The sequence below is a fragment of the Kitasatospora sp. NPDC101176 genome (genome assembly GCF_044768035.1).
GTDB lineage: Bacteria > Actinomycetota > Actinomycetes > Streptomycetales > Streptomycetaceae > Kitasatospora.
Window position 1 is genome coordinate 11670 of sequence record NZ_JBIWPA010000010.1, and the last position, 24232, is coordinate 35901.

The 24232-nt window shown below is 76.2% G+C and carries 14 protein-coding genes; 9 read left to right on the top strand and 5 right to left on the bottom strand.

Translation table 11 applies throughout. The annotated features are described in order from the left end of the window. Positions 1-18 precede the first annotated feature (18 nt). The 7 genes from ACIRS1_RS16500 to ACIRS1_RS16530 are packed head-to-tail and all read left to right on the top strand — an operon-like array spanning position 19 to position 13202. Complete coding sequence (locus ACIRS1_RS16500) at positions 19-6288, top strand: condensation domain-containing protein (RefSeq protein WP_402840073.1); 6270 nt, start codon at positions 19-21, stop codon at positions 6286-6288. Between the two features lie 38 nt (positions 6289-6326). Beyond that, positions 6327-7694, top strand: a complete 1368-nt coding sequence (locus ACIRS1_RS16505) for an MFS transporter (protein ID WP_402840076.1) — start codon at positions 6327-6329, stop codon at positions 7692-7694. After that, positions 7691-7939 carry an acyl carrier protein gene (locus tag ACIRS1_RS16510; protein WP_402840079.1) on the top strand — a complete coding sequence of 83 codons (249 nt, stop codon included), beginning with the start codon at positions 7691-7693 and terminating at the stop codon, positions 7937-7939. The genes ACIRS1_RS16505 and ACIRS1_RS16510 overlap by 4 nt, the downstream gene beginning before the upstream one ends. Next, positions 7936-10575 (top strand): 3-oxoacyl-[acyl-carrier-protein] synthase III C-terminal domain-containing protein, encoded by a 2640-nt coding sequence (locus ACIRS1_RS16515; RefSeq protein ID WP_402840081.1) that lies wholly within the window; start codon positions 7936-7938, stop codon positions 10573-10575. Before ACIRS1_RS16510 ends, ACIRS1_RS16515 begins: the two co-directional genes overlap by 4 nt. A gap of 14 nt (positions 10576-10589) precedes the next feature. Continuing rightward, positions 10590-12476 carry an HAD-IIIC family phosphatase gene (locus ACIRS1_RS16520; RefSeq protein ID WP_402840084.1) on the top strand — a complete coding sequence of 629 codons (1887 nt, stop codon included), beginning with the start codon at positions 10590-10592 and terminating at the stop codon, positions 12474-12476. Next, positions 12469-12777, top strand: coding sequence for an acyl carrier protein (locus ACIRS1_RS16525; protein WP_402840087.1), 309 nt, complete (start codon positions 12469-12471; stop codon positions 12775-12777). The genes ACIRS1_RS16520 and ACIRS1_RS16525 overlap by 8 nt, the downstream gene beginning before the upstream one ends. Continuing rightward, a complete protein-coding gene (locus ACIRS1_RS16530) occupies positions 12774-13202 on the top strand; it encodes a VOC family protein (RefSeq protein ID WP_402840090.1) in 429 nt (142 codons plus the stop codon). Before ACIRS1_RS16525 ends, ACIRS1_RS16530 begins: the two co-directional genes overlap by 4 nt. A 9-nt stretch (positions 13203-13211) precedes the next feature. On the opposite strand, the gene ACIRS1_RS16535 is transcribed toward ACIRS1_RS16530, so the two are convergent. The 3 genes from ACIRS1_RS16535 to ACIRS1_RS16545 form a co-directional block, all read right to left on the bottom strand. Continuing rightward, on the bottom strand, positions 13212-14816 hold the full coding sequence (locus ACIRS1_RS16535) for a phytoene desaturase family protein (protein ID WP_402840094.1): 1605 nt from the start codon (positions 14814-14816) through the stop codon (positions 13212-13214). Between the two features lie 121 nt (positions 14817-14937). After that, entirely contained in the window at positions 14938-17598 is a 2661-nt protein-coding gene (locus ACIRS1_RS16540; RefSeq protein ID WP_402840097.1) for a TIM-barrel domain-containing protein, read from the bottom strand. A gap of 176 nt (positions 17599-17774) precedes the next feature. After that, positions 17775-18410, bottom strand: coding sequence for an NAD(P)-dependent oxidoreductase (locus tag ACIRS1_RS16545; RefSeq protein WP_402840099.1), 636 nt, complete (start codon positions 18408-18410; stop codon positions 17775-17777). A 173-nt stretch (positions 18411-18583) separates the two neighbouring features. Between ACIRS1_RS16545 and ACIRS1_RS16550 the strand changes: the two genes are divergently transcribed. Beyond that, positions 18584-19306: a TetR family transcriptional regulator gene (locus ACIRS1_RS16550; RefSeq protein WP_402840464.1), complete on the top strand. Its 723-nt coding sequence runs from the start codon at positions 18584-18586 to the stop codon at positions 19304-19306. A 52-nt stretch (positions 19307-19358) separates the two neighbouring features. On the opposite strand, the gene ACIRS1_RS16555 is transcribed toward ACIRS1_RS16550, so the two are convergent. After that, complete coding sequence (locus ACIRS1_RS16555) at positions 19359-20258, bottom strand: hypothetical protein (protein WP_387905459.1); 900 nt, start codon at positions 20256-20258, stop codon at positions 19359-19361. Beyond that, positions 20255-21268, bottom strand: a complete 1014-nt coding sequence (locus ACIRS1_RS16560; RefSeq protein ID WP_360209585.1) for an SPFH domain-containing protein — start codon at positions 21266-21268, stop codon at positions 20255-20257. The genes ACIRS1_RS16555 and ACIRS1_RS16560 overlap by 4 nt, the downstream gene beginning before the upstream one ends. Before the next feature lie 177 nt (positions 21269-21445). Here ACIRS1_RS16560 and ACIRS1_RS16565 point away from each other — a divergent pair, with 177 nt between their 5' ends. Next, a complete protein-coding gene (locus ACIRS1_RS16565; RefSeq protein WP_402840102.1) occupies positions 21446-24205 on the top strand; it encodes an AAA family ATPase in 2760 nt (919 codons plus the stop codon). Positions 24206-24232 lie beyond the last annotated feature (27 nt).

Below are 24232 nucleotides of genomic sequence, written 5' to 3' on the forward strand. Positions count from 1 at the left end.
AGGAAGGGGTACGGACCGATGGCACAGGACGTGTCGGCGCAACTCGCCGACCTGACACCGGACCAGCGGGAGCTGCTGCGGTTGCGGCTGGCCGGGCGCGAACGGCGCCCGGAGCGGTTGCCGCTGTCGTTCACCCAGGAACAGCTCTGGTTCCTCGACCGGATGGACCCGGGCACCGCCGTCTACAACGTGCCGTTCGCCCTGGAGCTGGACGGGCCGCTGGACCGGGACGCGCTCGCCGCCGCCCTGAACGCCGTGGTGGCCCGGCAGGAGGCGCTGCGCCTGGTCTTCGCCGAGGACGACGACGGGCCCCACCAGTACGTCCTGCCCGCGGCCGAGGTCCCGCTGCCGGTGGTGGACCTGCGGGGGCTGCCCGCCGAGGAGCGCGCGGCGCGGGCCGACCGGACCGCCGCCGAACACGGCCTGGTCGCCTTCGACCTGACCCGCGGCCCCCAGCTCGCCGCCTGCCTGCTGGCCCTGGCCGACGACCGGCACCGGCTGCTGGTGACCGTCCACCACATCGTCTACGACGCGTGGTCCGGCGACGTCTTCGCCACCGAACTGGTCGAGCACTACCGCCGGTTCGCCGAGGGCACGCCGGTGGACCTGCCGGCGCTGCGCACCGGCTTCGCCGACCACGCCCGCGGCCAGCGCGAACCGGCCGCGCTCGCCGCCCTGGAGGAGCACCTGGCGTACTGGCGGGAGCGGCTGGCCGACGCCCCGCTCACCAGCACGCCGCGCCCGGACCGCCGCCGCCCGCCGGTGCAGACGCACCGCGGCGGCCGGCACGTCCGGGCCTTCCCGGCCGAGCTGACCGCGGCGATGACCGCGCTGGCCCGGGAGGCCGGGGTCACCTTCAACGCCGTCGCCCTCGCCGGGTTCGGCGCTGCGCTGTCGCAGCACACCGGCCACCGCGACCTCGTCCTCGGCACCCCCGCCGCCGGGCGGCCGCGGGTCGAACTGGAGCCGCTGATCGGCTCCTTCGCCAACATGCTGGTGCTGCGGATCGACCTGTCCGGCGATCCCTCCGTGCGCGAGGCCGTCCGCCGCGTCCACCGGACGACCGGCGAGGCCTACCGGCACCAGGACGTGCCCTACGCGCGGGTGGTCGAGGAGGTCGCGCCGCCCCGCGACCCCGGCATCAACCCGCTGTTCCAGGTGCTGTTCACCGTCACCGACGCCGGCGCCGCCGAGCTCTCCGCGGCGGGCGTGCGGTTCTCCCCGCTGCCGGTGGACAACCGGCTCACCGACTTCGACCTGTTCGTGACGCTGTCCCGGCGGGCGGGCCGGGACGAACTGGTCGTCGACTACAACGCCGACCTCTACCTCGCCGGCACCGTCGAGCGCCTCGCCGAACGGGTGGCCGCCGTGCTGGCGGACATGGTGCGGGCGGCCGACGAGCCGCTGTACGCCCTGCCCTCGACGGCCCGCGCCACCGTCGCCGTCGGCGCCACCTTCACCGCCGACCTGATCGCCGACCCGCTGCGGCTCTGGCTGGACCTGCGGCAGGCCCCCGCCGACGTCCGGCTCGCGCCCTACGGCCAGCTCGTCCAGCACCTGCTGACCCCGGACGACGCGGCCGCCACCGTCGGCCTGCTGCGCTGGGAGGACTGGCTGCGCCGGTCCGCCGGGGACGCCGATCCGGCCGCGGTGCTGGACGCGGCCATGCGGGACTTCGAGGCCGCCGTCGCGGGCTACCGCCGCCGCACCGGCGCACCGCTGGTCCTGCTGCGCTGCCCCGCCTCCCCGGCCGCCGCCGAACGCGGCTGGAGCGGCCTGTTCGCCCGGCTGGACGACCGGCTGGCCGCACTGCGGCACGCGGTGCCCGGGGTGTCCGTCGACTGGGCCGAGGAGCACCCGTACCCGGTGCCGCACGACCCGGTGACCGACCGGATCGGCCACATCCCCTACCCGCCCGAGTACTTCGCCGCGCTGGCCGGGCTGGTCGCGCGGCGGCTGCCGGCCCCGGAGCCCGAGCCCGAGCGGGCCGCCTGCGCGGCCGCCCTGCTGGACGACCCGGCCGAGGCGGCCGCCCGGGTGGCCCCGCGCGCGGTGCGGGCCGGCGACGGCGCGGCGCCCGGCCGTGAGCCGGGCACGCCCACCGAGGTCAGGCTGGCGCAGATCTGGCAGGAGGTCCTGCGGGTCGCCGAGGTCGGCGCCGACTCGGACTTCTTCGCGCTCGGCGGGCACTCCCTGCTGGCCACCCAGTTGCTCTCCCGGCTGCGCCGCGAGTTCGGCCGGGAGGTGTCGCTGTACTCCCTGTTCACCCACCCCACCCTGGCCGGGCTGGGCGCAGTGCTCGACGCCGCCGAGGGCGCGGCGGCGGAGGCGCTGGAGCCCGCGCCGCCCGGGGCGCAGCCCGTCGCCTCCTCGATCCAGCAGCGCCTCTGGGCGACCAGCCGGCTGGACAGCGAGGACGCCCGGCACAACACGATGTCCGCGATGACGCTGCACGGCCCGCTGGACGTCGCGGCGCTGGAGCGGGCGGTCGAGGAGGTGGTGCGCCGGCACGAGGCGCTGCGCACCACGTTCACCGAGCACCGCGGCCTGCCGGTGCCGGTGGTCCACCCCCGGCTGCCGGTCTGGTGCGAGCCGGTCGACCTGGCCGGCCCGGCCGGCGGCGACCGGGAGCGGGCCGTCGCCGAGCGGATCGAGCGGCTCGCGGCGCACCCGTACTCGCTCGCCGACGGCCCCCTGGTGCGGGTCGAGCTGCTGCGCACCGCGCCCGAGGAGCACCGGCTGCTGATCGGGATGCACCACATCGTCTGCGACAGCACCTCCTGGGGGATCCTGCTGGACGAGCTGTCGGTGCTCTACGGCGCGTACACCGCGGGGCGGCCGTCCCCGCTGCCGGAGCCCGTGCTGCAGTTCGGCGACTTCGCCCACGACCAGCAGCGGTGGCTGGCCGGGCCGGAGGTCGAGACCCACACGGCGTTCTGGCGGGAGCGGCTGCGCGGCGCGCCGGCCCCGGTGGAACTGCCCGGCGACGTCCCGCCCGGGCCCGCGGGCACCGGGGCCGCCGGAGCGGACGGCACGGAGGAGGGCGTCGCCGGGCGGGCCGGGCGGCTGTTCCCGGCCGAGCTCGGCACGGCCGTGCGCGACCTGGCCAGGGCCGAGGGCGTCACCCCGTACAGCGTGCTGCTCACGGTGTTCGCGGTGCTCCTGCAGCGCGAGTCCGGCCGGAGCGACCTGGTCATCGGGATGCCGACGACCGGCCGGGACCGGGCCGAACTGCAGGGCGTGGTCGGCTGCTTCGCCGACCTCCTGCCGCTGCGCCTGGACCTCTCCGGCGACCCGGCGTTCCGCCGGCTGGTCCGCCGTCTGCACGCGGGCGTCAAGGACGCCCAGGCGCACCAGCGCCTGCCCTTCCCGAAGATCATGGAGGCGCTGCGGCTGCCCCGCGACTCCTCCCGGCACCCCCTGCGCTGCGTGCTCAACTACGCCGACGCCCCGGACGAGCCGCCGGTGCTGCCCGGCCTCACCGTGGAGCCGCTGCCGGCCGGCCCGGCCGGTGCGGACTTCGACGTGCTGTTCACCGTGGACTGGCAGGGCGACCGGCTGGAGGCCGACTTCACCTACTCGGCCGAGCTGTTCAGCCACGGGCGCGCGGAGGCGGTGGTCGCCCGGTTCGGCGAGCTGCTGGCCGACCTGGTCGCCGCGCCGGACACGGTGATCGCCACGGACCGCCCGCCGGCCGCCGACCGGCCCGTCCAGCGGATCGGCGTGGCCTCCTCCTTCCCCACCGGGGAGCTCGGGGCGACCCTCGGCTTCTGGTCCGGGCTGCTCGGCGAACCCGCCCTGGAGGTGTCCGCGGCGCCGCCGGGCCAGGTGCGCCGGCCGCTGCTCGACCCCGACGGGCCGTTCCGGGCGAACGGGCTGGACGTGCTGCTGCTGCGCTGGGAGGACCTGCTGCCCGGCGCCCCCGCCCGGCCCGACGGCGCCCCGGCCCTGCCGGCCGGCGTCGCCGCCCTGGAACGGGCGCTGGCGGAGCTCGCGGCGGCGGTCGGCGCCCACCGGGACCGGACGGACGGCGAGCTGGTGCTCGGCCTCTGCCCCGCCTCGGCGGCCTACGCCGACGACCGCTGGGCCGGGGTGTTCGGCGGCCTGTCCGACCGGCTCACCGCCTTCGCCGCGACCCTGCCGGGCGTGCACGTGCTGACGATGGACCGCTGGGCCCGCCGCTACGGCCTCGGCGCACCCCACCCGGGACGGGACGGCCTGCCCTACTCCGCAGCCTTCGAGACGGTGCTCGGCACGGTCGTCGCCCGGCTGGCCGGCCGGCAGCGGCACCGGCCGGTGGACACGGTGGCGGCCGACCCCTGCGCCTTCGGGCCGGAGCTCGTCCCGCTGCTGCGCGAACAGCTCGGCCACGGCCGGGAGGTGGTGCTGACGGCGCCACCGTCGCTGCCGGAGCTGGACGCGCTGGTCGCCGTCGGCGCCGTACGGGTGGGCGGGGCCCCGGAGGGCGCCGTGCTGCTGGACCCGGCGGTGGCCCCGGCGCACCTGTGGCCGCTCGACGCACCCTTCCCCGGCCCCTCGGGGCGGCCGTCGCAACGGCTGTCGCAGGGCCTGACGCAGGGCCCGTCGGGAGGCCCGTCGCCGCTCCCGCCCCTGCCGCCCGAGCTGCTCGCCGACATCGCCACCGGGCTGGCCACGGCCGAGGACGTCGCCGACGCCGTCCGCACGGGAGCGCGCCGCCCGGCCCGGCGCACCGCGGCCGCCCCGCGCACCGAACGGGAGCGGGCCCTGGCCGCGATCTGGGCCGAGGTCCTGCACCTGGGCGAGGTCGGCATCCACGACGACTTCTACGAACTCGGCGGGGACTCCCTGCTGGCCATCACCGTCGCCTTCCACGCGGCGGAGGCCGGCATCCGGCTGTCCGCCCGGCAGCTCACCGAGCGCCGCACCATCGCCGAACTGGACCTGGACGCCGCGGCGCCCACCACCGGGCACGAGGTCGCCGAGGGCGAGGTGCCGCTGACGCCGGCCCAGCTCTGGTGGTTCGAGTCGGTCGCCACGACGATGGCCGAGCCCTCCTGGTTCAACCACCCGTACTACCTCGACCTGCTGCGGCCGGTCGCGGTGGAGCACCTGCGGGAGGCGGTGCGGCTGCTCGCCGACCACCACGGTTCGCTGCGGCTGCGGTTCCGCCGCACGGAGGACGGCACGCTGCGCCAGCACCACGCCGATCCGGCCGACGCCGTCCCCTTCGCGAGCCACGACCTGTCCGCGGCCGCCCCCTCGGAGCAGGACGAGGCGATGCTCGCGCTGGCCGCCGCGGCGCAGCGCACCCTCGACCTCACCGAAGGGCCGACCTGCCGGGTGCTGCACTTCGCGACCGGCCCGGACCGCCCGGACCGCCTGCTGATCATCGCCCACCACCTGGTCGTGGACGCGATCTCCCGCGACCTGCTGCTCGGCGACCTGCGGACCCTGTGCACCCGGCTCGCGAACGGCGAGCCGCCGCGGCTGCCCGCCCGGACCACCGCGTACAGCACCTGGGCCCGCCGGCTGTCCGCGCACGACCTGAGCGGCGAACTGCCGCACTGGCTGGCGCAGACCTCGGCGGCGGCCACCCTGCCGCCGCCGGACCACCCCGACGGCGTCACCACGCTCGCGGCCGGCGCGATGACCAGCACCACCCTGACCACCGAGCAGACCGACGGCCTGCACGAGGCGGTCCGCCGGCTGCGGGTCAACGTCCGCGACCTGCTCGTGTGGAGCGTCGCCGAGGCGGCCGCCGCCCGCGCCGGGACGGACGAGTGCCTGCTCGCCACCACCGGGCACGGGCGCGAGCACCTCTTCGCCGACGTCGACCTGAACCGGACCACCGGGTGGTTCCAGGTGATGTACCCCGCGCTCCTGCGGCTGCCGGAGACCGCCGACCCGGGAGCCCGGGCGGCGGCCGTCGCCCGGCAGCTGGCGCGGGTGCCCAACAACGGCATCGGCTACGGCGTCCTGCGCTTCGCCGGGCCGGACCGGGAGGTCCGCGCGCGGCTGGCCGCACTCGTCCAGCCCCGGATCGCCGTCAACTACATGGGCAACTTCGGGTTCGACGAGGTGTCCCGGGCCGACGACCTGTTCGAGGTCTGTGACGCCCCCTACGGCGAGACCGACGACGGCGTCGGCCGCTGGCCCTACGACCTGGACGTCGGCGGCGTGATCGTCGGCGGCCGGCTCCGGCTCGACGTCGGCTACGCCACCACCGTCTACGAGGCCGGGACGGCGCGGGAGTTCCTCGACGAGCTCCGCGCCCGTCTGGTCGGCCTGATCGGCCCGACCGGCTGAGCCCTCCGACCAACACCAGTGGAAGGACCTGCACGACCATGCGACGTCCAACCGGATTCGCGGCATTCGCCGTGCTGTGGTGCGGTCAGTTCCTGTCCGTCGTCGGCACGCGGATGACCAACTTCGCGGTCAGCGTCTGGATCTGGGACCGAACCGGCAGCACCACCCAGTTCACCCTGAGCCTCTTCTTCGCCTTCGCCTCGACGGTGCTCTTCAGCCCGGTCGCCGGCGCGTTCATCGACCGCTGGAACCGCCGGGTGACGATGATGATCTCCGAGCTCGGCTCGGCGGTCGCCACCGGGGCGCTGCTGATCCTGTTCCTGAGCGGGTCGACCAGCATGTGGCCGCTCTACCTGGTCAACTTCGTCACCGGCGCGTTCGTCGCGTTCCAGGTGCCGGTGTTCCAGGCCACCATCACCCTGATGATGGAGCGCGGGAACTACGCCCGGGCCAACGCGATGATGTTCGCGGTGCGTTCGACCCCCGAGCTGTTCGCCCCGCTGCTGGCCGCCCTGCTGCTCACCGTCACCAGCATCAGCACGATCCTGCTGGTGGACACCCTCTCCTACGCCTTCGCCATCGGCACCGTGCTGCTGGTGGCCCTCCCGGCCACCCCGGACCGGCCCGACGGCGCCGCGTCGACCTTCTGGCAGGACTGCCAGTTCGGCTTCCGCTACATCCTGCGCAGCAGACCGCTGCGCAACCTGGAGGCCTTCCTGGTCGTCATCAACGTGCTCGCCTCGACCGGCTACCTGCTGCTGCGGCCCATGGTGCTGGCGAGGACCGGGGACAGCGCGGACTCGCTGGCGCTGGTGCTGTCCACCGGGGCCATCGGCGGCATCGCGGGCACCGTCCTGGTGGCGGCGCTGAAGTCCCCGCGGGACAAGATGATGTTCGTGCTCTGGGCCACCGTCGCGTTCAGCGTCGTCGGCCGGATCCTGTACGGCATCACCGACCTGGTGCTGTTCCTCGGCGTCGCCCTGATCGTCGTGCACCTGTGCATCCCGATCATCGACGGCTACACCAACACGGTCTGGCAGGAGAAGGTCGAACCGCACGTCCAGGGCCGGGTGTTCGCGGCCCGGCAGTTCGTCGAGGAGCTGTCCATCCCCATCGCCACCCTGGTGGCCGGACCGCTCGTCGACCACGTCCTCGGCCCGTGGATGGAGCCGGGGGCGCAGGGCGCGCGGATCTTCGGCGGCCTGGTCGGCACCGGGCAGGCCGGCGGCATCGGCCTGGTCTTCGTCGGCATCGGCGTGGCCGGCACCGTGCTCGCGCTCGGGGCGTTCCTGATGCCCAGCATCCGGCGCATCGAGAGCGTCCTGCCGGACGCCGCGCCGGAGCCCGCGCTCGAACCGGCCGGCAGCCCGGCCGGGGACGGCGCGGACCTGGCGGTGGCGCCGTGACCGCCGCCGCCGAACCCGCCCGCCTGCACGCGCTCGTGGCCGAGGTCCTCGACCTCGGCCCGGCGGCCGTCACCGACGACGACGGCCCCGCCACCCTGCCCGAGTGGACCAGCCTGCGCCACCTCCAGCTGGTGGTGACGCTCGAGGAGGTCTACCGGGTCTCCTTCGCCTACGAGGAAGTGAGAAACGTGCCGACCATCGGCCGGCTGCGCACGGTGCTGCGCGCCAAGGGGGTGCCGGCATGACCGCGCCCACCCCGTACCGCATCCGCACCGCCTGGCGGGAGCTGTCCCGCACCGGCCCGGCCCCGGTGCTGCGGATCGGCCTGCTCGCCAGCTACACCGTCGACCAGCTGCTGCCCTACCTCGGCGTGCCGCTGCACGAGGCGGGGCTGCCGGCCCGGTTCCGGGTCGGCCCGTTCGACCAGATCGTCCGCCAGTGCCTGGACGACCGGGGGGAGACGGCCGCCGGCGAACCGGACGTGCTGATCCTGGCGCCCCGCTTCGAGGAGCTCGGCCCGGCCGGACCGCGGTGGACGACGGACCTGCTGGCCGTCGCCGACGCCGCCCGCACCGCCGCCGAGCGCTGGGCGGGCACCGTCGTCCTGGTGCTGCCCGCGCTGCCGGACGAACCGGACCTCGGGATCGGCGACGCCGGCTCGCCGACCGGGAGCACCGCCCTGGCCACCCGGGCCAGGGAGGCCGTCCGGGCCCGGCTGGCCGCCCTGCCCGGCGTGCTGGTCGCCGACGCCGAGGACGCCGTCCGGGAGGTCGGGGCCGGGCAGGCGCACCACCCCACGATGTTCCGGCTCGCGAAGGTGCCCTACACGGAGGAGCTGTTCGCCCGGCTCGGCGCCCGGATCGCCCGGCTGCTGATCGGCCGCTTCGGTGCCGGCGTGCGCGCCGTCGCGCTCGACGCGGACGGGCTGTCCGGCGGGGCGGCCGCGGCCCTGCGCGGCCCGCTGCGGGCGCTGCGCCGCGCCGGCACCCGGGTGGGCCTGTGCGCCACCGACGAGGCCGTCTGGCCGGCGCTCGCCAAGGAGTGCCCGGAGCTCGTCGCCGCGGTGGACGCGGCCGTGATCGGCCCCGGGCCGATCGACGAGCGGCTGGCCGGGGTCGCCGCGGCCCTCGACCTGCCGGTGCGGGCGGTGGCGCTGGTGACGACGGACGCCGGCCTGCGCCCGGGGGCGTCGGTGCTGCTCGGCGAGCAGCCCGACGGCTGGGCCGCCACGCTGGCCGCGGCCGGGCTGTTCGACCGCCCGGCACCGCCGGCCGTGCCGCCGGCCCCGGAGCCGCTAGGGCCGGAGGAGCCGGTGGCGGGCTCGGCGGCCGGGTCGGTGGCGGCCTCGGGGGCCGGGTCCGCGGCCGGGTCGCTGGAGGGGTTCGTGGCCGGCCTCCAGGTGGTCGTGGACGTCCGGCCGGTGGCCGGGCAGCTGGACGCGGTGGCCGAAGTGGTCGCCCGCGCCAAGGACTTCACCCTCGGCAACGAGCAGGACGCGGAGGACCTCGCCGGGTACGCCGGGGAGCTGCTGGCCGTGTCGGTGCGCGACCGGTTCGGCGACTACGGACTCAGCGGCGCCGTCGGGCTGCGCCGTGCCGACGGCGTGTGCACGGTCGACCTGTTCTCGCTCTCCTGCCCGGTGCTCGGCCGGCGCGTCGAGGACGAGGTCCTGGGCGAGGTGGTCCGCCGGGCCGAGGGCGCCGACGTGGTGTTCCGCTACCGGGAGACCGGGCACAACGGCGCCGCGGTGGCCTTCCTGCGGGCGCTGCCCGGGACCGGCGGCACCGGCGCCGGGCAGTCGGCCCGGCTGCACGCCCTGACCTGGGACGCCCCCGCACCGGCGGCCGGACCGGCGGCGGCCGGCGTGCGCTTCGGCGTCGTCGCCCTCGGCGAGTCGCTGCCCGAGGCCTGCTCCGTCGCCGAGCTGGCGCCCTCGTACACCGCCGACCTGGACCGGATCCGCGGCTGGGGCTACCGTTCCTTCCACCGCGCGCCCGACGGGACCGGCCTCACCGACCTCGCCGTCGAGGCCGGCGAACGCGCCCTGGCCGAGGCCGGGGTCGCGGCCGAGGAGGTCGACCTGGTCGTGCTGGCCGTCGCCGACCTCGCCGAGTACCTGTACTGGGACCCGGCGGCCGCCACCCAGGCCCGGCTCGGCGCGCGCCGGGCCGAGGCGGTGCTGGTCAACCAGGCCTGCGGCGGCGGCGTCGCCGCCTTCGACCTGGTCGCCGGCCGGTTCGCCGTCCACCCGGACTACCGGACGGCCCTGCTGATCGGCGCCAACCGGGTCTGCGAGCCGTACTGGAACCGGATGGAGATCAACACCAGCGTCTACTCCGACGGCGCGGCCGCGGCCGTGCTCCGCCGCGACCACGGCGGCTGCCGCTGGCTGGCCACCGAGACCATCACCGACGGCGACTACGCGGACTTCATGCGGATGGACGTCGGCGGCGCGGCCGAGCCGTTCCGCGCCGGGGCCGCCGAGCAGCCGGGCGTGCGCAACCCGCAGGACCGGCTGGACGACTTCTTCCGGGGCGACGTGCGCGCCATGTACCGGTTCGTGTCGATGATCCGCAGCCGCGGCCGCGAGGTCGTCGACCGGGCCTGCGCGAGGGCCGGCGTCGACCGCCGGGACCTGCGCCGGGTGATCCACTTCAACGACAACGGCCGGCAGCTCGCCGACCTCGCCAGGGACCTCGGCGTCCCCGTCGAGCGGACCAACGTGGAATCCGCCCTGGACCACGGCCACATCGGCTGCGCCGACCAGCTGGTGACGCTGCGCCGGCTGCTCGCCGCGGGCGAACTCGCCACCGGGGACCTGGTGGCCCTGACCAGCACGAGCAGCGGCATGCACTGGGTGTGCACGCTGCTCCAGGTGTGAGAGACGGAGACGACATGGACACCGACGAGACCGTCCTGGCCCGGATCCGCGCGCTCCGGGACGAGGACGCGCCGCCCGACCCCGGGCTGCCCGCCGCCCTGGCCGCGCTGAGCGCGCCCACGGCACTGCGCGACGCCGGCCGCCTGCTGGCCGGCGTCGCCCCGGAACGGGTCGTGCCGCCCGGCCGGGCGCCACGGCCGCTGCGGATCGCGATCGCCGCCACCTTCACCGCCGAGAACGTCGAACCGCTGCTGCGGGTCGAACTGCTGCGGGCCGGCATCGCGCCGGAGATCCACGTCAGCGGCTACGACCAACTGCTCGTCCAGCTCACCGACCCAGGCTCCGAGCTGGCCCGCTTCGCCCCCGACGTCACCCTGTGCCTGCTGCACGACGAGGCGCTGCTTCCCGCCGACTGGGACCCGTCCGACCTCGCCACGCTGACCGGCCCGGCCGGCGAGCGGCTGGCCATGCTGGAACAGGCGGTGACCGGCTTCGCCGAGTCCTCCGGCGGCGCCGTGGTGCTGCACACCGTGCCGCTCGCCCGCTCCCGGCAGCGGCGCGTGATCGGCTACTCCGCCCGGGCCGGACTGGGCGCGGCCTGGCGGGACGTCAACCGCCGCCTGCTGGAGCTGGCCGGGCGCCACCCGGCCGTCCACGTCCTGGACTTCGAGGCGCTGCTGGTCGACCACCCCGGCCCGGTGCGGGACGAGCGGCTGCACCGCTTCGCCGGCATGGCCTGGACCTTCGGGGTGGAGGCGGAGTACGCCCGGGAGGCCGCCGCGCTGTGCCGGGCGGCGGCCGGCCTCGGCCGCAAGCTGCTCGTGGTCGACCTCGACAACACGCTGTGGGGCGGCGTCCTGGGGGACGACGGCCCCGAGGGCCTGCAGATCGGCGGCGGCTACCCCGGGAACTGCTACACCGAGCTGCAGCGCGGCCTGCTGGCGCTGCGGCGCCAGGGCGTGCTGCTCGCCGTGTGCAGCAAGAACGAGCGGTCCGCGGTGGACGAGGTGCTCGCCACGCACCCCGAACTCCTGCTGCGGCCGGACGACTTCGTGGCCAGGGCCGCCAACTGGGGCCGCAAGGACCACAACATCCGGCAGATCGTGCAGACCCTCAACCTGGGCCTGGACAGCGTCGTCTTCGTCGACGACAGCCCGTTCGAGTGCGACCTCGTCGTCCGGGAGATCCCGGAGGCCCGGGTGGTCCGGCTGGGCGGGGATCCGGCGGGGCACCTCGCGGCCGTCCTGGAGCCGCAGTTCTTCGGCGCGCTGACGACGACCGCGACCGACCGGGAGCGCACCGGCCTGTACCGGGCCCGCGCCGAGCGGGAGGAGTTCGCGGAGTCCTTCGCCTCCGCCCACGACTACCTGGCCGGCCTCGGACTGCGGGTCACCGTCACCCCGGCCGACGAGTTCGACCTGCCCAGGATCATCCAACTCGCCGCCCGAACCAACCAGTTCAACCTCAACCCGGGAGCGCACGGCGAGCGCGGCACCCGGGCGGCGGCCGCCTCGCCCGACCACCTGCTGCTCGGCTTCGAGGTCGCGGACCGGTTCGGCCGCGAGGGGCTGGTCGGCGCGGCCTGGATCGCCACGGGGCCGGACGCCTGGCTCGTCGAGAACTTCGTGATGAGCTGCCGGGTCTTCTCCCGCGGGGTCGAGCACGCCGTCCTCGCCCACCTGGCCGGCCTCGCCCGGGCCGGCGGCGCCACCACCCTGCACGCCGACTACCGCCGCGGCGACCGGAACGGACCGGCCGCCTCGCTGCTGGAGTCCTTCACCCCGATCGGCGGCCCCGCGGCCCCCGGCGACCCGACCCGCTACGCGCTCGACCTCACCGCGGCCGACGTGGCCGCACCCGACTGGATCGTCCTGGACGGAAGGGAGCCCTCCCATGTCTGAAACCACCGGAACCACCGGAACCACCGGAACCACCGGCACTGCCGGCAGCACCGGCACCACCCGCACCGCCGACGTCACCGGCGCGCTCGTCGGCCTCGTCGAACGGGTCACCGGGCTGCCCGGCCTCTCCCCGGCCTCGCGCTTCCAGCAGCTCGAGAACTGGACCAGCCTGGCCGCGCTGCGGCTGCTCACCGACGTCGAGGACGCCTTCGGGGTCCAGCTCGACCTGCGCACCTACTTCGCCGTCGCCGACGTCGCCGGACTCGGGGGCCTCGTGACCGCCGCGCTGGCGGACCGGTGATCCGCCGCATCGACCACGTCGGGATGGTGGCGGCGGACCTCGGGTCCGCGGCCACCGGCCTGCGGATGCTCACCATGAGCCCGGACACCACCGACGCGGTCGCCACCTACGACGTCACCTGTCAGTTCTGGCGCCGCGCGGGCGACCCGACCGCGATCGAGATCGTCACCCCGTCCGGCCCGGCCAGCCAGGTCACCGGCCACCTGGCCCGCAGCGGGCCGGGCCTGCACCACGTGGCCTTCGAGGTCGACGACATCACCGCCGAACTGGCCGCGCTGAGCGCCCGCGGCGCGGTGCTGGTCGACGACGAGCCCCGCCCGGGCGGCCGGCCCGGGCTGCGCATCGCCTTCGTCCACCTCGGCCCGGCCACCGGTCTGCTGGTCGAGCTGGTGGAGTACGCGGACCGCCGGGAGGTGCGGCCGTAGGGCCCGCCGTCACCGCGAGGGGCGGCCGCCGCCGGCCAGGTCCTCCAGGACGGCCCGGGCCGCGTTGTGGCCCGGGATGCCGCTGACACCCCCGCCGCGCACCGCCCCCGCCCCGCAGAGCAGCACGTCGGGGCGGGCGGTCGCCACGCCCCAGCGGGCGGCGGCGGTGCCGGCGGTGTCGGCGGTCTCGGTGCGGTACGGGAAGGCGAGGTCCCGGTGGAAGATGTGGCCGCCGGGCAGGCCGAGCTCCCGCTCCAGCTCGGGCGGCGTCCTGGCCTCCAGGCAGGGGCGGCCGGCGGAGTCGGTGGCCAGGCAGTCGGCGAGCGGTTCGGCGAGCACCTCGTCCACCTGGGCCAGTGCGGCGGCCAGGGCGCGGTCCTTGGCGGCCGGGTCGGTGAACAGCCGGGCGGGCAGGTGCAGGCCGAACAGGGTCAGGGTGTGCAGGCCCTGGCGGAGCGCCTCGGGGCCGAGGACGGAGGGGTCGGTCAGGGTGTGGCAGTAGATCTCCGAGGGCGGTGCCCCGGGCATCCGGCCGGCCGCCGCCTCGGTGTGGGCGGTCTCCAACTGCCGGTAGCCCTCGGCGATGTGGAAGGTTCCCGCGAAGGCCTCCCGGGGGTCCGCGGCGGGGTCGCGCAGCCGGGGCAGCCGGCGGAGCACCATGTTGACCTTCAGCTGGGCACCCTCGGGGGCGGGCCCGGGGTGTTCGCCGAGCAGCCGGGCGAGCGTCGCCGGGGCGGCGTTGACCAGCACCCGGCGGCCTACCGCGACCGCCTCGCCGCCCTGGTGGCGGTAGCCGACCTCGGCGTCGCCGCGGCCGTCGGTGGCGATGCCGGTGACCTCGCAGCCGGTGCGGATCGTGGCGCCGGCCGCCAGCGCCGCCCCGGCCAGCGCCCCGGTGACGGCGCCCATCCCGCCGACCGGGACGTCCCAGTCGCCGGTCCCGTTGCCGATCACGTGGTAGAGGAAGCACCGGTTCTGGCGCAGTGACGGGTCGTGGGCGTGGGTGAAGGTGCCGATCAGCGCGTCGGTGAGGACGACGCCGCGCACCAGGTCGTCGGCGAAGGTCCGCTCGATCGTCTCGCCGAGCGGCCGTTCGAACACGGAGGTCCAGGCGTCCTCGTCGGCGACCCGCCGGCGCAGTTCGGCGCGGGTGGGCAGCGGCTCGGTGAGGGTGGGGAACACCCGCCGGGCGAGGCGCCCGGTCGTCTCCTGGAAGCGCTGCCAGGCCTCCCACTCCCGGTCCGTGCCGGTCAGGGCCCGGAACGAGTCCCGGGTGCGCCCGGGGTCGGACGCGTCCACCAGCAGCCCGGTGGGCTTGCCGTCGCGGACGGCGGGCGTGTACGAGGCGATCCGCCGCCGCCGCAGCTCCAGCCGCAGCCCCAGGTCGGTGACCACCTTCCGGGGCAGCAGGCTCACCAGGTACGAGTAGCGCGACAACCGGGCGTCCACGCCCGCGAAGGCGCGGGTGGAGACCGCGGCCCCGCCCACCCGCGGCAGCCGTTCCAGCACGAGCACCCGCAGTCCGGCGCGGGCCAGGTAGGCCGCCGAGACCAGTCCGTTGTGCCCACCGCCGACGATCACGACGTCGTACCGGGGTGACGCGTTCGTGTTCATCCGGCCACGCTACGCCACCCCGGCGGCCGCGGACAGGGTGCCCGGCGACGCGACCGGGCTCCCCCGCGGAGGTGCGCGGGGGAGCCCGGTCGGCGGGGGGAGCCCGGTGCGGGCCGGCCGGTCAGCGGCCGCCGCGGACGATCTCCACCGAGAACCCGCGATCGGTGGGCAGGGAGGGCGTGCGGATGTGCGTCACCCCGGTCGCCGGGTCGTGGTACCAGCCCGAGGGGGCGGCGTCGAGCGCGGCCGCCGAGTCCAGCCGGGGCAGCGGGCCGCCCCGGGTGACGACCAGGCGCGGGGCGTCCTGGCCGTGCACGGTGAAGCGGTAGGAGCGGGCGGCCGGCTTGCCGGCGTACGTCCCCGTGCTGGCGCCGACCCGGACACTGGTGACGGCGCGGTCGGCGTGCACGTCGACCCGCTGGGTCGCCGAGGAGCCGGCGGCGAACTGCCGGGTGACGCCGTCGTCCTCGTACAGCGTGTACGAGGAGTCGCCCTTCGGGTAGAGGTCGTAGTCGAGCTCGCCGCGGTCGCGGTCCTGCCAGGAGAGCGTGCCCTTGGGCCACATAGGGACGATCGCGCCCCCGCGGACGAACAGCGGCAGGGTGTCCAGCGGGGCGGCGTAGCCGTCGATCGTGGTGGGGCCCTGGTAGGTGCGTCCGGTCCAGTAGTCGGTCCAGGTGCCCTCGGGCAGGTAGATGCCGTTGCGCACCGAGGTGTCGGAGTAGACCGGGGCGACCAGGAAGTCCGGCCCGGCGAGGAACTCGTAGGTGGCGTTCGGGCCGAGGGCGGCCGGGTCGTGCGGGTACTCGAGGGCGAGCGGGCGCACGGCGCCGACGCCGGTCCGGGTGGCCTCCGCGGACAGGGTGTACATGTAGGGCAGCAGCCGCTCCTTCAGCTGCAGGTACTTGCGGTTGATCGAGGTGTAGGGCTCGCCGTCCAGCCAGGGCTGCTGGTCGCGCTGCTCCTTGCCGGTCATGTCGCGGGCCCAGCCGTCCATGGTCATGACGGTGGGCAGGAAGGCCTTCCACTGCAGGTCGCGGGTGTACATCTGCGGGTCGCGCCGGAAGATGGAGCCGATGTCGCCGGTGTTGTAGGCGATGCCGGACATGGTGGCGCCGGCGTAGGTGGGGATCTGCCAGCGGATGTAGTCCCAGGACAGGCTCTGGTCGCCGCTCCAGAGCACCCCGCAGCGCTGGGCGCCGGCCCAGGAGACCGGCAGCCAGACGAAGCCCCGGGCGTCGCTGCTGTCCTCGATGCCGGCCTTGGCCTGGTCGCAGGCGTTCAGGGCGAAGTCGTAGCCGTTGCCGACCCAGGCGACGTCGAGCTTGCGCACCCGGACGCCGGCCTTGACCTCGGCGGCCTGGTCGGGAAGGCCGTTCTGCGTCCAGAGGCCGAGCTGGGCGTGGTCCTTGCGCAGGCCCTCGCCGGTCCTGGCGAGGTCCTCGTAGCCGCAGCCGTAGCCGTCGTTGACGAGCATCCAGCCGAGCGGCATGCCGTGCTGGACGTAGCCGTCGGCGACCTTGAGGGCGTCCAGGGTGTGGCGCTCGCCGCGGTTGGCGTTGTGCAGGTAGCAGTCGGAGTCGCCGGGCTCCAGGCCGTAGACGGGCGGCATGAAGGGCTTGCCGACGAGGGCGGTGTAGCGGCCGATCACCGACTTGACGTCACCGGTGAAGTAGTAGGCGTCCAGGCGGCGTTCCTGCTGCCCGGTGTGCACAGGGGAGCCGAAGTCGTAGGTGCCGGGGGCGAAGGTGTTGCGGAAGACGCCGTAGCCGGCGGTGGAGACGTAGAACGGCTGGGAGTTGTTGTAGCCGCCCTCGTTCCAGTTCGAGCTGTTGGCGACGTGGATCGTCCGGTCGCGGTGGGAGAGGGAGCCGTTCTGCTCGCCGCCGCCGAAGAACTGCTCGTCGGGGCCGCGGACGAGGCTCTGCCGCAGCCCGCCGGTGCTCCAGCGCAGCGGGGCGGCCTCCTGCCAGAGGGCGGTGCGGTCGTCGGCCTTGTACAGGCCGAAGCGCAGCGGGTGCTTGTAGACCCGCAGCACCAGGCCGGGGGAGCGGATGCCGTAGTACGCGCCGGCGTCGAAGGTGCTCGTGTTCCGCTGGGGTGCGGGCTGGGTGCGGACGATGGTGCGGCCGGCCGGGTCGGTGAGGACGCCGTCGGGGGCGGCCTGCAGCCGGAGCTGGTCGTCGGCGAGGAAGTCCACCCGGGCCCTGAGCGCGCCGGCGGCGATGTCGTAGCCGCCCTGGGAGCCGGTGAGGGAGGTGAGGTCGCCGGCGTCGGCGGTCTGCGGCAGGTAGGCCCGGCCGGTGAAGGAGCCGCCGTGCACGTCGTAGGGGACGACCAGGACGTGGTAGGTGCCGGAGGCCTTCGGGATGACGGTGGCCTCGGGGTCGGCGGTGCCGGCGCTCTGGGCGACCTCCTTGCCGGCGTCGTCGTAGACGTACAGGTCGAAGTCGTCGGTGGGGTTCTGCCACTGCACGGAGACCGGGACGCCGCCTTCCGGGTTGTCGTCCCAGTAGCCGGCGGGGACGGTCACGGTCAGGTCGAAGCGGTCGCAGACGGCCCCGCCCGGGTCCTGGGCGGCGGGCGGGCAGGTGCCCGGGCCGCCGAGCGTCCCCTTGGCGTACTGGGCGCTCTGCCAGGTGACGCTCTGGTGGTCCTGGTCGAGGACGGCGGAGCCGGGGGTCGCGGCGCGGGCCGGCAGGGCGGGCCCGGCCACGGCGGCGATGCTGGTCAGGGCCACGCCGAGGGCGGCCCGGCGTAAGCGCTGGCGAACCTGGCGCACGGTGGGTTCTCCCGTCGATTGCGCAAGAGATGTTCACTTGCTGCGCGAAGTTGCTTGAAAGTAGGCAGTTTCAAGCAGCTTCACAGCTATCGCCGGGACATGTCAATGGCGGCGCCGCCCGTCGGCCCCGGGTCTGACCGGGGTCGGCGGACGGCGTCCGGGGCCGGGCGGGTCCGTCAGGCGCTCACGCCCACGGTGTGGCCGAAGGTCTCCGGGGCGGCGACGAGGTCGAGCATCGCCCGCGCGACGTCGGACCGGCTGACGGAGCTGGTGGGCGGGCCGGAGTCGACGCTCCGGCGGTAGTTGCCCCGGCCGGGTCCGTCGGTCAGTCGCGGCGGCCGGACGGCCGTCCAGTCCAGACCGCTCGCCCGCAGGACGCGCTCCATCGCCTCCAGGTCGGTGTAGACGTCCCGCAGGAGCGCCCGGAGCAGCGGCGAGAGGATCCGGCCGGCGAGCACCGACTGGCCGGCCCCGGTGCGGTTGAGCGGCGCCGCGCTCACCGTGAGGATCCGGCGCACCCCGACCTCGGTCATCGCCGCCACCACCGCCCGGGCGGAGGTCGAGGCGGGCTTCAGCGGGTCCGAGCGGCCGTTCGCGCCGATGCCGGAGAGCACCGCGTCGGCCCCCTCGACCACGGGCTTCAGGGACGCGGGGTCGAGGGCGTCCGCCCGGACGACGGTCAGCCGCTCGTGGCGGAGCGGCAGTCGCGCCGGATCGCGGACCGCCGCCACGACCTGGTGCCCGTCGGCCAGGGCGTGGCCGACCAGATGGCGTCCGACGCCTCCGGTGGCGCCGAGAACAGTGAGTCGCATGACTGCTCCCAGGGGGTGAGTGAATGCTTACTTCGATGGTGGGTGAGTGCTCACCCACCTGTCAAGGTAGACTGGCGCCCGTGAACCGAGACGGCGCGGATCGAGACGGCGGCAACCGGGGCGACGGGGGCCGGGGCGACGCGGGCCCGGGCGGGCCGGCGGCCGCCGCACCGCTGACCGGCGGGGCCCTCACCCGGGCGCGGGTGCTCGACGCCGCGGCCCGCCTGATCGCCACCGTGGGGCTCACCCGCACCACCACCAAGGAGATCGCCCGGGCCGCCGGCTGCTCCGAGGCGGCGCTGTACAAGCACTTCCGCGACAAGGAGGAGATCTTCGTCCGGGTGCTGCGCGAGCGCGCCCCGCGCCTCGCCGACGCGGTGGCCGACCTGCCGGGCCGGGCCGGCCTGGGCTCGGTCGGCGAGCACCTGGAGGAGGTGGTCCGGGTCGCCGTCCCGTTCTACCGGCAGTCCTTCCCGATGGCCGGATCGCTGTTCGCGAGCCCCGAGCTGCTCGCCGCCCACCGCGGCAAGCTGGGCGACGCCGGCCCGCACAACGTCAGTGCCCGGCTCGCCGACTACCTGCGCGCCGAACAGCGGCTGGGCCGGGTCTCCTCCGCCGTCGACCCGGACGCCGCCGCCATGCTGCTGATCGGGGCCTGCTTCCACCGGGCCTTCCTTGAGCTCTTCTACGCCGCCGAGGCCCCCGCCGAGGCGCTCCGGCCGGCCGGGGCCGAGGAGTTCGCGAGGGCGACCGTCCGGGCCCTGCTCGGCGGGGTGCTCCCGCCCGGCCCGTCCGGCCTCGCGGACGCGTCCGGCCCGTCCGGGGCCGCAGGCCCGCCCGGCCCGTCCGACCCCGGCGAGGCGCCCGGCCCGTCGGGCGCCGCCGACGCGCCGTAGGCCCTGCGGACCGCCGGCACCCGCCCGTGGGCCGGGATCCGCCGACGGGCCGTCAGACCACCAGCCGCAGCCGGTTCTCCGCCACGCCGACCCGGACGCTCTGCCCCCAGGTCAGCTCCAGGGCGTCCGACTCGACGCCGTCGCCGAAGGCCACCAGCCGGTCCGACTCGACGGTCAGCACCAGCCCGCGGCCGTCGTCGAGCACGCCGTGCACCCGGCTGGTGCCGGTGGTGGGCGAGGGCCAGGCCTCGCGGACGAACCAGGCGAGCGACGGCGCCACCGCCTCCGGCAGCGGCACGGGGCCGCCGCGCTCCAGCCAGGCGGAGCGGCACCAGCCGGTGGCCCCGGTCCCGGTGCCGATCAGGACGCCCGAGGAGGCCTGCGGCTCGGCCTCCTCCCCGTCCACCGCCAGCCGGTACCGCGCGGTCTGGTGGCCGGGCTGACCGAGGTACACCTCGTTGAGCGCGAGGAGCCGCTGGGTGTCGTCCGCGACGGCCTCGACCATGGTGCGCTCCTCGACGTGCCGGTCGCCGCCGCGGGCGACGGCGGCCGCCAGCAGGACGGGCAGTGCGGAGGCGCGGTGGCGGACCAGGATGCCGGGGTTGCGGCCGGGGTCGGCGTCGACCCCGATCACCGGCTGCCCGTCGAGGTACTTGGCGGCGTTGGCGACCAGCCCGTCCTGGCCGACCACGACCACCACGTCCCCCGGTTCGAACAGGAAGCGCGGCAGGTCGGCGCGCTCGACCCGGGTGCGCCGCCAGTCCAGCGGGACGGCGGCGGCGGCCCGGGCCAGCGCGGCGGCCTGCCGGTGGTGGCGCTGCTCCACCTCCTCGACCGAGCGGCCGCGGGAGGAGAGGAAGAAGGCGGCCTGCCCGGGCGTGCCGTGGTGGGCGAGCAGCTCCTCGTACTCCGTCCGGCGGTGCACCAGCACCGCCCGGGGGGCGAGGCTCACCGGTCCGTCCCGCCCGCGGGGCCGCCGAGCTTGGCCAGCAGCCCGGTCAGCACGTCGGGGGTGAGCGTGATGCTGTCGATCTGCGGCAGGTGCTCGGCCAGCCGCATCAGGGCGAGGGCCCGCAGCACGGCCGGGTCGGCCTGCTGGTGGGCGGTGAGCCAGGCCGCCTCGGCGGCGGCGCGGGCGTCGCCGAGGGCGCGGGCGGCGTCCGCCTCGGCGCCGGCGAGCCGGATGCGGCGTTCGGCTTCGGCGTCGGTGCGGACCCGCCCGGCGACGGCCTCCTCCTCGGCCTGGAGGCGGCTGTTGGCGCCCTGCTGGGCGAGCAGCTGTTCCTCCCGGCGGGCGAGTTCGATCCGGTTGGCGAGCTCGTTCTCGGCGATGCCGCGCTCGTGCTCGACGGCGACGGCGCGCCGTTCGAAGGTGGCCCGGTCGGCCTCCTGCTGGACCAGTTCCCGGGCGGGCGTGCGCAGGGCCCGCTCCACCTCGGGTTCGGGGCGCAGGGCGACGACCCGGACGGCGATCACGGCGAGGCCGGTCTCGGCGATCCGGGGTTCGGCGGCGAGCCCCTCGGCCATCCGGTCCCGCACGGCGCTGACGCCGTCGACCAGGGCGGCGGCGAGGGTGGTGCGGGCGAGCAGTCCGAGCGCGTGCTGCTGGGCGGTCTCGGTGAGCAGGGTGGCGAGCTGGTCGAGCGGGGCGGCGCGCCAGGCGCCGGTGTCCGGGTCGATGCCGAAGTCGACGCGGCTCGCGGCGACGGCCGGTTCGGTGATCCGGTAGGTCAGCGTGGCCTGCACGGTGACGTCCTGGAAATCGGAGGTGCGGGCGTGGAAGAGCATCGCGAGCTCGCGGTCGTCCACGGGCACCTCGGAGAGGGCGGCGGTGAGCGGCCGGAACCAGAACGCCAGGCCGGTGCCGTCGTGGACGACCTTGCCGCGGTTCAGGTGGCGGATGTGGGCGGTGGGGACGGCGCGCAGGTGGCGCAGTCCGAAGCGTCTGGTGATGTCGGCCATGGGGAGGAGCACCTCTTCTCGTCATGAGGACGATAAAGGTCCCGGGTTCATCTCGTCAAGATGACGAGAAGGGGTGGTGAGGGCCCGTCGCGCACGTCCGCCAGGCCCGCTGACGAGCGATAACCTGGGGAGGCCGGGGCAGCGAGCAGGCCGGCCGACCCGGGAGGAACGAGAGTGGTGGACGAGACGCGGGGCCCCGCCCTGATCGGCCGGCGGCGGGAGACCGGGCTCCTCGAGGCCGCCCTGGCCCGGGCGGCCGGCGGCGCCGGCGGCACCGCCGTGCTGCTGCGCGGCGAGGCCGGGGTCGGCAAGAGCACCCTGCTGGCCTGGACCGAGCGGCAGGCGCGCGGACGCGGCTTCACCGTCCTGCGGGCCGTCGGCGCCGAAGCGGAGACCGACTTCGCGTTCGGCGCGCTGCACCAGGCCGTCTGGGCCCTCCTGCGGCGCTCGGACGGCCTGTCACCCCACCAGCGGGACACCCTGGAGAGCGCGCTCGGCGTCCGGGCCGGCACCCCGAGCGGCTTCGCCGTCGGCGCCGCCACCCTCGCGCTGCTGGGCGACGCGGCGCGCACCGCCCCGGTCCTGCTCCTCCTGGACGACCTGCACTGGGTGGACTCCTCCAGCGCGGCCGTCTTCGCCTTCCTGCGCCGCCGCTGCGCCGAACTGCCCCTGGTGATCGTCGGGGCCGGCCGCCCGGCGGGTTCGGCGGCCTCGAGCTGGTCGGACGAGCCGGTCGACGTGCGCGCGCTCGACCGGGCCGACGCGGCGGCACTGCTGGCCGACCGGCACCCGGGGCTGGCCGCGACCACGGCCGACCGGGTGCTGGCCGAGGCCGTCGGCAACCCGCTGGCACTGGTCGAACTGCCCCGGCAGCTGGCCGGCGCCCAGCAGCGCGGCGCCGCCCCGCTGCCGGACCACCTGCCGCTCGGGCGCACGCTGGAGCGGATGTTCGCCGAGCGGCTCGGCGGGACGACCCCGGAGGCCGGCCGCCTGCTGCTGCTCGGCGCGCTGGCCACCGGCGCGGACGCCGGTAGTGGGTGGCTGAGCGCCCTCGCGGACGAGGACGCCCGCCGCAGCCTGGAGCGGATCGAGGCCGACGGGCTCGCCCGGCTCGACCCGGCCGGCCGGCTGGTGTTCCGCCACCCGCTGGTGCGCAGCGCGGTGGTCGCGGGCGCCTCCGACGCCGACCGGCGCGCGGCCCACCGCACGCTCGCCGCCGCCCTCGCCCCGGACGACCCGCGGCGGCTGGTCCACGAGGCCTCGGCGGCCCTGTTCCCGGACGCCGCCCTCGCCGACCGCCTCCAGGAGGTCGGCCGCCGGCTGGCCCGCCGCGGCGGCGACGCGGAGGGCGCGCTGCTGCTGGAGCGCGCCGCGGCCCTCAGCCCGGACCCGGCCGACCGCGCCCGCAGGCTCACCTGGGCCGCCGTGATGGCGGCCCGCGGTGGGCAGCTGCGGCACAGCGCCGAGCTGGTCGCCGGGCTGTCCGGCGCACCCGTCCCGGCGGACGTCGCCCCGCTGTTCGCCTACGCCCGGGTGTACGTCGACCAGAGCCACCGGGTCGACTTCGCGTCCTCCGCGGCGCTGCTGCCCGCGGCCCTCGACGCGATGACCGCGCCGGGTGCCGACACCTTCGGCGGGCTGGTCGAGCAGGTCTACTTCAAGCTGCTGCTGTCCGCCACCCACACCGACGACCCCTGCGCCTGGCGGGCCCTGCAACGCCACCGGGGGAGCGTCTCCGAGGCGGGCCGGCTCTGCCTGCGGGCCTGGACCGACCCGGACCCGGCGGTGGCCGGGGAACTGCGCGCCGTCGCCGACGGGATGACCGAGGAGCAGGAGGCGGGCGCCTCCTGGCTGCTGCTGTGGACCGCGTCGGCGCTCGACTGCCCCGGCGGCGACCTCTGGCAGCGGCTCACCGGCCTGCACGGCTTCGCCACCCAGGGCTCGGTGGCGAAGGCCAAGTGCCACGAGGACTTCCTGCTCGGCCGCTGGGAGCAGGCCGCCGTCTGCCTGCGCGAGGCGGCGGTCGCGGACGAACTCGGCTACCACGCCAACGCGCTGATGTTCCGCTACTACCACGCACAGTTCCTGGCCGGCCGCGGTGACGAGGAGGGGCTTCGGGAGGTCGAGCGGGCGATCGGGCCGACCGCCACCCGGGCCAGGATGCGTTTCGTCCTCGACCGGCTCGCCCACCTGCGGGGCCTCGCCGCCCTCGCCCACGGGCGGTACGAGGAGGCGTACGCGCAGCTCGCCCCGGTCGCCCCGGGCGCCGCAGTCCCCCCGGCGGCCCCGGCCGAGCGGCCGCCCGTCGGGCCGCCCTGGCGGCACGCGCTGGTCCTCGACCTGGTGACGGCCGCCGTGCACACCGGCCGCCACGCCCAGGCGCGGGCGCACCTGGCGGCCGCGCGGGCCGTCGGCGCGGCCGGGATCTCCGGCCACCACGCCTTCCTGTTCGCGGCCGCCGCCGCGGTGGCCGCCGACGACGCCGGTGCCGACGAGGCGTACCGGGCGGCCTTCGCCGTACCCGACGCCGAGCGGTGGGCGTTCGACGCCGCCCGGTTGCGGCTCGCGCACGGCTCCTGGCTGCGCCGGCGGCACCGGCCGGGCGCCCGCGAGGTGCTGCGCGCGGCGTACCACGCCTTCCGCCGGCTGCGGGCCGACCCCTGGGCGCGGCGCTGCCAGGAGGAGCTCCGGGCCGCGGGCGAGCAGGTGGCACCCGAGCCGGGCGGCCCCGCCGCGGCCCCCGAGGAGGGCGGCGGCCCCGCGGCCCTGACCGGGCAGGAGCTGCGGATCGCCCGGCTGGCGGCGACCGGCCTGACCAACAAGGAGATCGGCGGGCTGCTGCAGCTGTCGCCGCGCACCGTCGCCGCGCACCTCTACAAGGTCTTCCCGAAGCTCGGCATCACGTCGCGGGCCGCGCTCGCGCACGCCCTCGGCTGACCGGCCCGGTCCTGTCCTCCCCGTGCA

What these genes read in the sequence shown, in the direction of transcription:
- ACIRS1_RS16500 (WP_402840073.1), top strand. Translation starts at nt 19, where the DNA reads ATGGCACAGGACGTGTCGGCGCAACTCGCCGACCTGACACCGGACCAG.
- ACIRS1_RS16505 (WP_402840076.1), top strand. Translation starts at nt 6,327, where the DNA reads ATGCGACGTCCAACCGGATTCGCGGCATTCGCCGTGCTGTGGTGCGGT.
- ACIRS1_RS16515 (WP_402840081.1), top strand. Translation starts at nt 7,936, where the DNA reads ATGACCGCGCCCACCCCGTACCGCATCCGCACCGCCTGGCGGGAGCTG.
- ACIRS1_RS16520 (WP_402840084.1), top strand. Translation starts at nt 10,590, where the DNA reads ATGGACACCGACGAGACCGTCCTGGCCCGGATCCGCGCGCTCCGGGAC.
- ACIRS1_RS16525 (WP_402840087.1), top strand. Translation starts at nt 12,469, where the DNA reads ATGTCTGAAACCACCGGAACCACCGGAACCACCGGAACCACCGGCACT.
- ACIRS1_RS16535 (WP_402840094.1), bottom strand. Translation starts at nt 14,816, where the DNA reads ATGAACACGAACGCGTCACCCCGGTACGACGTCGTGATCGTCGGCGGT.
- ACIRS1_RS16545 (WP_402840099.1), bottom strand. Translation starts at nt 18,410, where the DNA reads ATGCGACTCACTGTTCTCGGCGCCACCGGAGGCGTCGGACGCCATCTG.
- ACIRS1_RS16560 (WP_360209585.1), bottom strand. Translation starts at nt 21,268, where the DNA reads ATGGCCGACATCACCAGACGCTTCGGACTGCGCCACCTGCGCGCCGTC.